The sequence below is a fragment of the Enterococcus sp. DIV2419 genome (assembly GCF_051711865.1).
Lineage (GTDB): Bacteria > Bacillota > Bacilli > Lactobacillales > Enterococcaceae > Enterococcus > Enterococcus faecalis.
Map to the genome: position 1 here is coordinate 13,369 of NZ_JBIONS010000002.1, position 13,024 is coordinate 26,392.

The 13,024-nt window shown below is 29.7% G+C and carries 12 protein-coding genes and 6 pseudogenes; 16 read left to right on the forward strand and 2 right to left on the reverse strand.

Annotated features, from left to right (window positions below):
* The first annotated feature begins 615 nt into the window (after positions 1 to 615).
* Complete coding sequence (locus IGI97_RS13090; RefSeq protein ID WP_438738894.1) at positions 616 to 2,064, forward strand: glucosaminidase domain-containing protein; 1,449 nt, start codon at positions 616 to 618, stop codon at positions 2,062 to 2,064.
* 752 nt (positions 2,065 to 2,816) lie between these two features.
* Positions 2,817 to 3,068: a hypothetical protein gene (locus IGI97_RS13095; RefSeq protein ID WP_438738892.1), complete on the forward strand. Its 252-nt coding sequence runs from the start codon at positions 2,817 to 2,819 to the stop codon at positions 3,066 to 3,068.
* A 371-nt stretch (positions 3,069 to 3,439) separates the two neighbouring features.
* Here the strand turns inward: IGI97_RS13095 and IGI97_RS13100 are convergent.
* Positions 3,440 to 3,553: pseudogene (locus tag IGI97_RS13100) on the reverse strand (MurR/RpiR family transcriptional regulator); the annotation flags it as partial.
* Here IGI97_RS13100 and IGI97_RS13105 point away from each other — a divergent pair.
* The 3 genes and pseudogenes from IGI97_RS13105 to pepG1 all read left to right on the forward strand — a co-directional run.
* Positions 3,545 to 3,822: pseudogene (locus tag IGI97_RS13105) on the forward strand (helical hairpin domain-containing protein); the annotation flags it as partial. The pseudogenes IGI97_RS13100 and IGI97_RS13105 sit on opposite strands and share 9 nt — an antisense overlap.
* Positions 3,823 to 3,854: 32 nt before the next feature.
* Positions 3,855 to 4,123 (forward strand): annotated as a pseudogene (locus IGI97_RS13110) (PcfH protein).
* A gap of 116 nt (positions 4,124 to 4,239) precedes the next feature.
* Entirely contained in the window at positions 4,240 to 4,383 is a 144-nt protein-coding gene (gene pepG1 / locus IGI97_RS13115) for a type I toxin-antitoxin system toxin PepG1 (RefSeq protein ID WP_021164449.1), read from the forward strand.
* Between the two features lie 276 nt (positions 4,384 to 4,659).
* On the opposite strand, the pseudogene IGI97_RS13120 reads toward pepG1, so the two are convergent.
* Positions 4,660 to 4,866: pseudogene (locus IGI97_RS13120) on the reverse strand (PcfJ domain-containing protein); the annotation flags it as partial.
* Here IGI97_RS13120 and IGI97_RS13125 point away from each other — a divergent pair.
* The 11 genes and pseudogenes from IGI97_RS13125 to IGI97_RS13175 all read left to right on the forward strand — a co-directional run.
* A pseudogene (locus IGI97_RS13125) lies at positions 4,864 to 5,019 on the forward strand (PcfU); the annotation flags it as partial. The pseudogenes IGI97_RS13120 and IGI97_RS13125 sit on opposite strands and share 3 nt — an antisense overlap.
* 81 nt (positions 5,020 to 5,100) lie before the next feature.
* On the forward strand, positions 5,101 to 5,346 hold the full coding sequence (locus IGI97_RS13130; protein ID WP_033598584.1) for a hypothetical protein: 246 nt from the start codon (positions 5,101 to 5,103) through the stop codon (positions 5,344 to 5,346).
* 29 nt (positions 5,347 to 5,375) lie between these two features.
* A pseudogene (locus IGI97_RS13135) lies at positions 5,376 to 5,738 on the forward strand (DUF2786 domain-containing protein); the annotation flags it as partial.
* A 474-nt stretch (positions 5,739 to 6,212) separates the two neighbouring features.
* Entirely contained in the window at positions 6,213 to 6,500 is a 288-nt protein-coding gene (locus IGI97_RS13140) for an uberolysin/carnocyclin family circular bacteriocin (protein WP_010709549.1), read from the forward strand.
* A gap of 1,251 nt (positions 6,501 to 7,751) precedes the next feature.
* Complete coding sequence (locus tag IGI97_RS13145) at positions 7,752 to 8,261, forward strand: stage II sporulation protein M (RefSeq protein WP_010777735.1); 510 nt, start codon at positions 7,752 to 7,754, stop codon at positions 8,259 to 8,261.
* On the forward strand, positions 8,258 to 8,884 hold the full coding sequence (locus IGI97_RS13150) for an ABC transporter ATP-binding protein (RefSeq protein ID WP_438738888.1): 627 nt from the start codon (positions 8,258 to 8,260) through the stop codon (positions 8,882 to 8,884). Before IGI97_RS13145 ends, IGI97_RS13150 begins: the two co-directional genes overlap by 4 nt.
* On the forward strand, positions 8,856 to 9,377 hold the full coding sequence (locus IGI97_RS13155; protein ID WP_033598581.1) for a hypothetical protein: 522 nt from the start codon (positions 8,856 to 8,858) through the stop codon (positions 9,375 to 9,377). Before IGI97_RS13150 ends, IGI97_RS13155 begins: the two co-directional genes overlap by 29 nt.
* Before the next feature lie 40 nt (positions 9,378 to 9,417).
* Positions 9,418 to 9,927: a hypothetical protein gene (locus IGI97_RS13160; protein ID WP_010709544.1), complete on the forward strand. Its 510-nt coding sequence runs from the start codon at positions 9,418 to 9,420 to the stop codon at positions 9,925 to 9,927.
* A complete protein-coding gene (locus IGI97_RS13165) occupies positions 9,905 to 11,131 on the forward strand; it encodes an efflux RND transporter periplasmic adaptor subunit (protein WP_438738885.1) in 1,227 nt (408 codons plus the stop codon). Before IGI97_RS13160 ends, IGI97_RS13165 begins: the two co-directional genes overlap by 23 nt.
* Entirely contained in the window at positions 11,124 to 11,807 is a 684-nt protein-coding gene (locus IGI97_RS13170) for an ABC transporter ATP-binding protein (RefSeq protein WP_032490246.1), read from the forward strand. The genes IGI97_RS13165 and IGI97_RS13170 overlap by 8 nt, the downstream gene beginning before the upstream one ends.
* Complete coding sequence (locus tag IGI97_RS13175; protein WP_033598575.1) at positions 11,804 to 13,003, forward strand: ABC transporter permease; 1,200 nt, start codon at positions 11,804 to 11,806, stop codon at positions 13,001 to 13,003. Before IGI97_RS13170 ends, IGI97_RS13175 begins: the two co-directional genes overlap by 4 nt.
* Positions 13,004 to 13,024: the final 21 nt, after the last annotated feature.

Genomic DNA, 13,024 nt, shown 5'->3' on the forward strand with positions numbered 1-13,024 from the left:
AGTTTTTCTTTATAAAGCTTTCAGATATATTTGATTGTATGGAGTTCACTGAATTTTATTCCACTTCAGAACGTAGTTTAATTTTATTGCGAGATAGTTATCTGTAGAACATTACATTTGTATAAACTAGACAGAGTTTTCCCTCCATGATAAAGATTGATAGATTTTTTTGAAATTTCATCATATTTTTATGATTTATATAAATAAGTTGACCTTCATTTTATGTCTACTTATAGCTTGTATACCATTAATGAACCTTTTTAGTATGTATTAAATATGGTTAGAATAATGATGGAGTTTTTAAGAAAGAAAAGAAGTAGAATTTCAATTTTCTAAAAAATGTTTATTCAAAAGAGGGAGAATAGTAGTGTTAGTAAATTGCTTAAACACAATTTTTTTAGTACTAAAAGTTATTGGCGTATTGTTATTAGGAATATTATCTTTTCTATTAGTTTATCAGTATAACAAAAGATAGAATAGTTATTTATAAACCTATGTAATTACATAGATTGAAATTTACTTTGGCAAAATAAAATATGCAATTGGCATTAGATAATAAAAAAATATGTCAAAAATTTTAACAAGCATTAAAAATAAGATACTGGAGGAAGCAATGTGAAAAAAAGTAAAATACTATCCACGTTATTAGTAGTTAGTCAAGTATTTGGATATACGCCTGCTGTTTTTGCAAGAGAAGAATCTGTGTCAACGCCTCTTTCTACAGAATCTATGACAATAAAAAAAGAAGCTAATGAAGATCAAGCAGAAGGGAATGCTGATTCTAGTATAGAATCAGCACCAGAAGCCCCTCCTACAGATTCTTCAATAGGAGAAGAACAACCTGATATGCCTGAAAAACCGGAAGAACCAGAAATATCTATAGATTCAAATTCAAGCAATCCTGAGACAGAATCAGCAGAATCAGAACAAAAACCGGAAGAAAGTCAATCTGAGAAAGATTCAAAGCCAACGGATTCCTCAACAACAGAAATGCCTGCGAGCCAACAAAACCTAGCAACACAATCTTTTACTTCTACTAATACAGAAGTAAGCACAACAAATCAAGGAACAACCTCTGTTGTAGAAGAAGAATACCATCAAGCGTCTTCAGAACCTATTCAAGGGTTAGTATCAGAAAGTACACTTTCTTTTGATGGAACTATTCGTTTTGAAAGAAATGAAAGTGTAGAACAATTTATTCAAAAGATTGGTGAAGTAGCAAGAAAAGTTGGTCAAGAAAATGATTTATATGCTTCCGTAATGATTGCGCAAGCGATTTTAGAATCTGCTAGTGGTCAAAGTTTATTATCAAATACACCATATTATAATTTATTTGGGATTAAAGGAACACATAATGGAAAAGGAGTTTCTTTTGCAACACAAGAAGATTTAGGTAATGGAATACTTTATACTACCCAAGCTACTTTTAGACAATATCCAAGCTACGAAGAAAGCCTAAAAGACTATGCTAAACTCTTGAAAGAAGGACTAGTTGGGAATAATACTTATTATGAAGGTGTTTGGAAAAAGAATGCAAAAACGTATCAAGAAGCTACTCGTTATTTAACCGGGCGTTATGCGACAGATAGTCAATATGACCAAAAATTAAATAGCTTGATTGAAACCTATGAGTTAACGATGTATGATCATCCGAAAGCAACGGTAGAAATGACAGAATCTAATTTTCCTGCATATAACGGTGAAAACTATGATACATCAAATATTTATGCTTGGGGAAATTGTACGCAATATGTCTATAATCGAATTACTCAATTAGGTAAACACATTGATTTAACTATGGGAAACGGAAAAGATTGGGGAGTGACAGGTCAAGAACGAGGTTATGTAGTTAGTCGTACACCACAAGCTGGAACAGCTGTTTCTTTCCCTGCAGGTGTGTTGGGTGCAGACCCAATCTATGGCCATGTAGCATTTGTTGAGAAGGTGAATCAAGATGGATCTATTTACATTTCTGAAATGAATGTGCAAGGCTTAAATGTCGTATCTACTCGTACTATTGCAGCAAATCAAACTAGTATGTTGAGTTATATCACACCAAAATAATTGTGAAAAAACAACCTTATGATTAATCAAATAAGGTTGTTTTTTTGTAATGAAGTTGAAGTAGAGCTGAATTAAAAAATGATGCATTTTACGAACAGTTTAAGGTAACTACATTTACTGAAAAGGATGTGAATATAAGATGAATAGGCGTTTGGTTGTGGTAATGATTTTATGTGGCATGTTGATGCAATTTTTACCATTACTGATTAAATTAGGCATATTCTTTTTGTTGTTTATCTATTTGTTTACTACATGGGATGAGTATAGGTATCAATGTTCAGTTAGAGAAGATAACCTTATTTTAGTAAAAAAAGAATGTGTATATAAAATGAATAGACGATTAGTTGTGGTAATGATTTTATGTGGCATGTTGATGCAATTTTTACCGTTATTGATTAAATTAGGGATATTCTTTTTGTTATTTATCTATTTGTTTACCACATGGGATGAGTATAGGTATCAATATTCGGTGAGAGAAAGAAAGGTTAAAAATGTTCAGAAATAGAATAAAAGATTAAATAAAGAGGAAGTATTTGAATGTAAGCGCCTTTCTTTTAAGATACAAGTTAGGGATTTTGTAGTATATCAAGATAAGCTCCCAGAAAATTTAATGGTTCATCGTTCAGCTACATTTTATGGGAAATAAATTAGATGTATGAATCGTTTCATTATGTAAAAGATGTATTTCTTATTGTACGAGAATTTAAATAATTTAGATAAAAAGATTATCAGAAAGAAAGAGTGAGAAAAGCATGTTTATATACGGCCGTGAATGTGGCAATACATTTGGTTGTACGTATTTTTTACAAATTCGGAACGTAGAATTAATAGTAACATTGATATGGAAGGATGATTCTTTTGTATATAATGAGAAAGAAGTAAAAGAAACAATTAATCAAATACAAGGGATAACAGATATGTTGAGAATGGCAATCTATCAATATATTGAACAAACAAATAAATTACTTTATATTTCATATAAAGAAAAAATGCAAAATAATTAAGTTAAATTGAAATTGAGAAACCAAGTAATCTTCATAGAAAAAGATATTTGGTTTCTCAATTGTAATGTATTGTTAGTTAAACTATTTATCCGTTTTAGGAATATTATCCATAAAAAGTAAAAACTATATTTTCGGAGATAACATTTTTATCCGTTTATTTTTTTCTTTTTACAAAAGTAACATTTAAGTATAGAATGTTTAGAGTTTCTTTTATAAGCTTAGTATAGGACTTATTGATTTCTCCTTAGAATGGGTTCGGCGACTTTAATTCTACAAGATTTCGAGGTGTTTTTTTGTGAATCAAAAGGACGTTGGGAAACCAGCAACATTAGAAAGTATTTTGTTGTTTTCTTAATAACTAATTATAATTATCACTCAATTTTTTTATCAATAATTGAACGTAAGACTTTTTCTCTTAAATCCAATGAATTAATCTTGTTATTTTGTTCATATTCATGTACTAACAAATCACAAATATAAAGTTGTACCAGTTAAGCAACCTCTTATTAGAAAACGAACTGAATGGAGAACTAGAGTTGATTCAGCAAAAACTGAAAACATTGTTACCGGACGCAACACTTGCGGAATTTTCTTATGAAGATGTTCGAGGGGAAATAGAAGCAATTAAAACCAGTCAATCTCTGTTAGAGAATAAATTGGAACGAACGCGAAATGAAATCAATCAACTTCATGAAATTCAAGCTGTACAAAAAAAGAAACCGCAAACCAAAATAATGTCAAACCAAAATTATAAAAACAACTGTTAAGGTATGAAAGGAGAGTTTTATGCTTATTTTGAAACGAGGATTGTCTGTAGTGTTATTTTTCCCCTGTTTTATTCTACGTCTTTTTTTGTTACATTGGACTATTAACGATTCTTACTAGTGGTTTTACTACCACTTTAATACTAATCGTTGCTCGAATTTTGGCTTTTATTTGGATTGATCGTTCTATTTTTCCATTATCTAGCTGCGTGGAACGAATACTTAGGCAGTTGGTTTCTGGATTTTTCTAATTGGTTGAGCAGGGTGCCAAGTAAACTTTGGAATGAATAGCTTATCTTATGTTTAAGAAGTATTGAATAAAAAATGTACTACGTTTTATGTTATAATAGAGGTGATAGTAAAGTTTAATGACGGTGGCTATCCAATCCGAAAGTGAGGTGGTGCGTATGTGCGTACTTCCAAAATCTCAAGAAAGGGGAAGCCTTTTGTCTGCATTAGAAACAATTCAGCTGATATTAAGCTTTGGTATGTTTACCATCGCATTGATTAAGTTGATTGTGGATTTGCTTAAAAATGACAAAAAGAAATAACCGTCTACTTTAGCAGGCTGACGATTATTTCTAAAATCTGTTAAAACTTGCCACCGTCTTTAGCGGTGCTATCATGAGGGCGTATGACTAGTACGTCCTCTTTACATGTTTATTATAACACATTCTCTACAAGAAGAAAGGCGGAAGCCTTTCTTTTTTTTCAGCGCGCCTTAACGGCGGTGGCGGTGGGAGTTTGGCGCGCTGAAAAAAACGCTCTTTTCTTGATTTCTAATCAAGAAGATACTCGATAAAAGCGAGTATCAGGTTTGTCTTATATTATGATGATAAGGCGTGCTGTAAATTCTCTTGCCATTGTCTGACTGCTTGCTTTATCTTTTCTGGTACTTCCTGACGGTTACGTTTTCCTTGTATTTGTGTAACCTGTTGATTTCGGGACTCTAATGTGAAGTAAGGCAAATTTGGCTCTTCTTTTTTCCGGATAAATACAATCGTTGTTGCCCCCTGTCTATGTTGCTCTAGATATGCAGAGATGCAATCAAAATAGTCAGGTTTAAGTATGGATATTCCATTAATTTTTTAAAAAATAATGGAAAGAAAGAGTTGTTTATCAGATTTGATAACTACACAACGAGCAAAAAACGAGATGTCTTTGAACATATAAATTTATATTTTTAATTAGCAGAGATCACATTTATTACTGATTATGCGCTGCAAGATAACTTTGTGGTCTTGGAAATAAAATAAGGAGGTTAAGTAATGAAATCAGAATTGAATTCATTAAATGAAGAAAGAGGGTACAATGGCTCAATTATAATTGCTACTCCTGATGTACCATTGGAATGGCCGAGTACCATTCTACTTAACACAAAGGGAACACATAAAGGTAGTAGAGGGAATAAAGTATCTTTAACCTTTGATACAATGGAATTAGTTCAATGGTTACGGAAAACGGCGGATGAATTAGAGATTACGCATAACAAGCAATTAAATGAAATGAAGTAGTAAAAAGTAAGAAGTAATGGAGAATACAAATGGATGAAAAAAGAAAAGCTAAAATTCAACGGTTGTTAGCACTAGCGAACGATGCGAACGATGAAGAATCAATGACAGCTTTAGCAAAGGCCCAGGAATTGATTCTAGCCTATGGGATTGATGAAGAAGAAGTGTTTCATTATCAGCAACACCAAAGGCAAGAAAAGGTTATAGATAAAGTGATTTACAAAGGAAGACCGCATAAATGGGTCTACAGACTAGCTGGGATCATTGCAAAGAATTTTCGTGTGAAGAATTACTATCAAAGTTCTCCAGATATAGAATTACACTACGTAGGTTTAACAACAGATGTAGCGATTGCAGAAATTACATTTTTATATGCAAAAGTTACACAGCAATTTTTTTAGTGTGATGGTCATGATGAGAAATACCATATAAGGATAAATATGGATTATTTAAGGAATATAGATTGGTGAAGAAAAGTTGGTTAAATATACTAAATAGTAGTAAGAAACACGAATTTCTATTCAACTTTAAAACGACCGAGTAAACTATTTTAGTGTACTAGGATTAACCACTTATGATTTTTCAAGCATAAAACTATAGGTTAGTAAAATTACGTCTAACCGTGTTTCAAATTCTGTTAGTAATCGACAGGTTGTGAAATAAAAAGAGTTATATTTTCAAGAATTTCTTGACGGTAGATACGAATCAGTTCCTTTATAAGTCTAGCAAACTAGTTTTACCATTTTAGAGATAATTGCTTCTATAAATTTGAGTACCAAAGTAAAAATCCATGTTTCTGAAACGCGTATAAATACTAGATATCAAACGTTTTGCACATGGATAAATAAACAAAGAGAGGAGGTGAAAAAATGAAGTTAAATAATGTATTATTTAATAAAAAAATGTATATGGGTGTAGCTTTTGTATTAGTAGCTTTTGCAATTAGTCTGACTCAACCACATTTAACATCAACATTAGGAATTTCAGCTTATGCAGCTAAAAAAGTAATTGATATTATTTCTGCTGCTAGTTCTGTTGCGGCTGTAGTAGGAATAATTGCAGCTGTTGTTGGTGGAGGTGGTATTGGTGTAGCAGTTCTAGCTACAGCAAAAGCTTTGGTAAAAAAATATGGAAAAGCATATGCTGCTGCATGGTAAAAATTATATTATTAACGGACAGCTTTTAAAGCTGTCCGTTAATAATATAGGAGGTAATAACCAATGGTAAATATTTATTTGAAAATTTTCAAAAGAAAATTAAGGATTGTAGAAAACTTTCACATTTTTAAATTATTTTTTTTAATCATGTATGTGTGTACGTGTACGTTATTATTATTAATAATCAATTTAAATAATTTGTTACTTCCTATTATCTTAATAAATTTTTTGCTGTTAAACTATAATTTGCCAAAAATAGAGTTAGAGTTAAATCAAATGACAAGTTATAACTATTTTTACTCAGATAAGGTATTTATCAAATATATACTTTTCTTGATTAATAAAAACAATCCCTTTTTTCAATGGTTTTCTTAATAAATTTATTTAATATAATATTAAATATAACTAATGGACTTTTAGTAATCAACATACTTACAGCATTCTTTTTACAATTAATACTTTTTTTAATACAACTATTAGCAAAACGTATGTATAAGATTTTTACATCAATTATTCTTATTATCTTATTGCTAGGTTTACTGTTTAGTAAAGGATTTATAACTTCAGTTCTTTCATTTTTATTAGTAATTTTCCTGTTATTATTTGTGTATTTTGATGTTTTTGTAAGGAGAAAATTCAAAAGTTTTGATCTTAAATATGTTAGGAATAATGCCAAAATAACGATGTCAAAAATTTTTACTTCTAAAAATATGTATAATCAGTTATTTATAACTTATTTGAGTAGAGTTTCTATTAAAGAATACTTTGAATATCTATTTATTTGTTGTTTGTTAATTATGTATTCCAGTTTTTTTAATTTTATTTTCGATAACACTGGTTTGTTGATCTTTTTTAGTTTAATAGATATGGAATTACTTTCAGACAGGCATTTTAAATATTTGAGTAAAACCAGTGCAGAATTTTATTTTTTAAGTAATTCACCAGTTCAGAAAAATAAAACATATTTTTTATCGAATTATTTCCATAAGTTTTTAATTTTTGTAATGATAGGTATGGTTTCTTTAATTTTTAGCATGGATCGAAAGTTGACAGTTATTTTGATTAATTTTATATATTTATCCATAGTAATTTTCTGCATTAGTTTTTTATACTATAAATTAAAAAATAAAGGAATATTCACAAGGAAAAAAGAAAATAATTTAGTTGTTCAATATATTCTAATTATCTTTATTCTGTTATCTTTAATGGCAAAAACGTATATTATTAAATCTTTATAGAAGGTAGATAAAAATGAAGAAAGAAAATGAATTTAATTTAAAAGGATATTTCCTATTTTTTTTAATAGCTTCACTTTACCTTGTGTCAGTTTATTTTATATTTGATCAATTTGACATACCGTCAGAAGTTAATGGAATTAGTATTAAAAGTATAGATTATGGAGTTAGGTATGCGTTGAAAATTATTTTTAATAACACCAAAAATTTTTTGCAATATATACTTTTATTTCCAATTGTACCTTTACTAATTTTATATGAGTTATTCATGATATCTTTTCAAACGTGGATTTCTGTTAACAATGTAGGTGGATTTGAGACATTTCAATTATTGTATAAACACGGAATTATAGAACTACCTAACATGTTTTTGTATATGTTTTTATCTTTAAACTGTTGTACTATATTTTTTAAAAATTTTAGTATAATCGATGTTCTCGACTTTATTAAACAAAATAAAAAAACATATGTGTTCAGCTATATGTTGATTTGCATTTCAGGAATAATAGAAGGGATGATAGGGTGAAATCAGTTATTGAATTAGAAAACGTTGGTAAAATGTATAAAGAAAAGAATATTTTTAGTGATATCAGTATAAAGTTTTTGAACAGTATGTATTTTTTTAGAGGAAGTAACGGAAGTGGAAAAAGTGTTTTTTTAAGATGTTTAGGAAATATAGAAAATTTTTCAACAGGGACTTTTAAACATAACAATAAAAGAAATTTATTTCTTACAGACCAGTCTTTATGTCACTACTACCTAACAATAATAGAAAATATAGAGTTATTTTTTTCAATTCATGGTCTAGAGCTTACTCCACAAAAATTAGAGCAGATCAAAAGTCTTTACAATGAAGAAAAACAACTAACTACTTTGGCAGAAAATGCCTCGTTAGGGATGTTGTTGAAAGCAGCGTGCACATTGCTTTTTGAGAACGGCCATTGGGATTTAGTTATTTTAGATGAAACATTTTCAAGTATTGATAAACAGAGTAGAACTATTTTATTAGAACAGTGTCATCAACTAATTTTAGATGGAACTTGTGTTGTTTTAGTATCACATAACGAATTAGAATTAGAATACAAATATAATTATTTTACTATAAACTTAGATAAGTCAGGTGAGCGGATTGAATACAAAGAAAAATAACTGGTTGATACTTGCATTTTTTATACCATATCTTGTAACAAATGTTTTTTTGTTTTTAACTCTAATAGGAAAAGATAATAAATTATTGGAAATGATTGCAGAATCATCAAAACTATTAAATATCTCTGATGAAAAATTTAATTTATTTATGATAGTTTTGGTTGTAATAGTTAACTTATTTATCTTTTTTGTTACATTCATAATTTTAAAAATTGTTTTACTTATTCTTGGATTTAAAAAAAATTATGATCAAGATATATTTATAAGTCTCTTATTGTCAATAAGCTTAGTTAATCTACTTGCTATTTTTGCAGCTCAAATAATAAATATTAACAGAGTACCACTATCAATTAGTACTTCTACTATTGAAGTGATAGTCTTTTTATTGTTATTTTACAACAATACTAAAGATATAAAAGCAACTAAATTTTTGTTTTATGGCAAATTAGTACTGCTATTAATAAATATAGGATCATTAATAATTTTAAAGTAAATTATTAATGATTCTTACTCAAAATGAATGGGGAATATTAATGGAAATCTATAGTAAATATATTAAAAAAATAAGAATATGGAATTTAATTACTCTTGTATTAGCTTCAATTGGAACAATTTTTTCAATTATTGGACTACCTGCCGCATTAAGTCCAGATAAAACACTCTACAAGGACTTAGGATTAGAGGGGATGAGTATTTATAATCAATTAAACAGTATGCCAGTAAAAGTGTTTACAGTTTTAAATGTTCTTTTTACAATTGCTTTTGTGATTTTATTTTTTATTTCACATAGAAAGATAAAAAAAGATCAAATTCCACTAAAATATCCTTATTATTTAAATTTGGGATGGACTGTCGTGTCCATTATATTTTCTTTATTAACAACACCTAGTTTTACAAATACTTCAGAAACGCAATCTATGGGACTAATTATCGGAATTACAACTACTATTTTCACATTAGTGTTCAAACTACCGATAATTATGGTTTTAGTTTACCTATTCAAAGTAAATACAGGGGAGAATGATATTGAAAAAGTTAACTAAAAAACAACAAATTTCTTTAACGATTATAGGCTGTCTTGTTGGAGTATTATTAATCAGCGCGACCCTTATTTATAAGTTGAACGCCACTGAACCAAAAGAAGAAGAGGCCTATCAAATTATCAAGGTAAAAAAGAGTGATCCCTTGGTTTTAAAAGGAATTGTTCAACCTAAAACAACTAGTTATTTAAATTTTGATCAATCCCTTGGGAAAATTAATACTATTTCCGTGAAAAATGGTCAAGAAATCAATGAAAATGATGTAGTGGCTACTTATCAAAATACAACTGTTGAAGATCAAGCGGAAGAACAAACTCAATCTCTAGAAAAGTTGAATCTGGCAGTTACAAATGCTCAAATAAATTTAGATAATGCAACACAAAAACAACAAGAATTAGAAAATCGCTTAACCATTGCTAAAAATGAACAAGCCACCATTGTAAATAAAAAAATGGATGATGAAATGAAAAAAGCCGAAAAAACTGAATCTGATAGTAAAATTGAAACCATACAACAAGCGTTAGATTCACAAAAAGAGGCGGTTTTACAAGCAAAACAAGCGTTAGATGCGGCGAATGTTGATTTATCCAGTGCCAATAATACTATTGAACAAACAAAAAAGAAAATCACCACTACCGTAACAGCACCATTCAAAGGAATTGTCTATATTAACGATAAAGGGAAAGTAGACGCAACAGTACCATATGCGACTATTGTGAGTCCAGATACAGTTATAAAAGGTTCTGTCACAGAATATGATTATAATAAAGTAAAAGTGGGTCAACCTGTAACGATTAGTCAAATCAATGAAGAAAAAGCAACAGACGGAATAATTACTGAAATTAACGCACTGCCTGAAGAGATGGCTGTCAGTCCACAAAATACATCATCAACTAAAAATAGTACAATTTCAACATTCTCCTTTATAATTAGCCCTAAAGAACCTATTCATTATGGTTATAATGTCCAAATCAGTGTTCCAATGAATAATTTAGGGTTGGCTAAAAAGAATACAGTTAAAGAAAATAATAATGAGGTATTCGTTTTTACTTATAGAGATGGAAAAGTCGTTAAACAGAAAATAGAAGTAAAAGAAGATAATGATAAATACGTAGTAAAGACTGGACTTAAAGAAAATGATTCAATTATTGAAAACCCAGATACTAGTCTGAAAGATGGTCAAAAAGTGACGGTGAAACATGATTGAACTCAATAAGATAAATAAATACTATGCAAATGAAGAGGAGTCACTTCATGTATTAAAAGATATTCATTTATCCATCAAAAAAGGGGAAATGATAGCGATCATGGGCCCTTCAGGATCTGGCAAATCGACATTAATTAATCTTTTGGGATTTATCGATCGTAAATTTGAGGGAGAATACTTGTTTGAAGGCAGATCTTTGGTTAATACAGCAGATGACATTCTTTCTAAAATCAGAAATCAAACAGTAGGTTTTATTTTCCAAAACTTTAGTTTGATTGAGAGTAACACAGTTTATGAAAATGTAGAATTACCTCTTCTTTATAATGGGGTGTCTCCTTTTAAAACGAAGGAAAAAGTTTTTTCCGTATTGGATAGAGTTGGTTTAAAAGGAAAAGAATATAAATATCCAAAGCAGTTGTCTGGTGGCCAACAGCAGCGGGTGGCCATTGCCCGAGCATTGATTAATCACCCTAAGTTTATTATAGCAGATGAACCGACAGGTGCTTTAGATACACACACCTCAGAGGAGATTATGCAGCTTTTTACTACTTTAAATAAAGAAGATGACGTAACGCTTATTATGGTTACGCACAACCCTGAAGTCGTCCCTTATTGTCACCGGTTGATTACTATTAGAGACGGTGCGATTATTGAAGATAAGGAGTTGGTGCAATGAATCTTTATGTAAACATGCGTTCTGCTTGGAAAGCAATAAAAAATAATCGAAAACGTAGTGTATTAACCATGATAGGAATTATTATAGGAATATCGTCTGTTATTACAATTTTAGCTATTGGAAGAGGGTTCGAGAAAGATACTGTAAAAAATCTTACTAAGAGTGATTCTAAGAATGTGGAAATTCAATTAAATTTTACACCGAGTGATACGTCCTTATATGATACAAATACAAAATTCTTTCAAGATGTAGACTTATCTACAGTAAGAAATGTAGAAGGGATAAAAAAAGCTGACTATTCTAAAATTGATGAAGAGCAAATTTACAAAGATTTGTCTATTAGAGGAAATAAAAAAAATAAACAGATTAAACTTATAGATTCTGAAGGAAAAAAAGTTTCTATTGGCAGGAATTTAACAGGTCAAGATAGTGAATTATTAAATAAAGTAGCAACAATTGATTCAGTTACAGCCAAAGAGTTATTTAATACACCAGAACGAGCATTGGGTAAAGGAATTGAAATTGAGCAAGAATTATTTAGAGTAGTAGGGGTTTTTCCTGGAGAAGAGCAAGATAATTTGTTTTCCTTGTCAAATACAAATATTGAAATTCCAAAAGATACGTATCACTATTATTTTAAATCAGATAAGAATACCTCTTCTCTAACATTAACTTTAGAAGAAGGAGTTAAACCCGATAAGGTGACTTCAAAAGTAATAAAACAATTAAAAGATAAGGGTAGTTTGAGACATCTGGGAGAATATGAAGTATTAGATACAGCAATGTTGACGAAAGGAATTGGTCAGATTCTCAGTACAATTACTTATTTTATAACAGCTGTAGCAGGAATATCATTGTTTATTGCGGGGGTAGGAGTCATGAATATGATGTACATCTCAGTATCTGAGCGAACAAAAGAAATTGGTATAAGAAGAGCATTAGGAGCTACTCGAAAATCTATTATGTTACAATTCCTTTTAGAAGGTTTAATTTTAACTATTTCAGGAGGAATAATTGGCTATTTATTAGGAATGGTTTTTGCTTATGGTATTGGCTCTTTGATAAAGGTTCACGTATCAGTTGATTTATTTACTATTATACTAGCAGTTGGTGTCTCTTCAGTTATTGGTCTAGTTTTCTCTGTAATGCCTGCATCAGAAGCAGCAAAAAAAGATTTAATTGATATACTAAGGTAAGTTAAAAAAAGGGAATGAAAT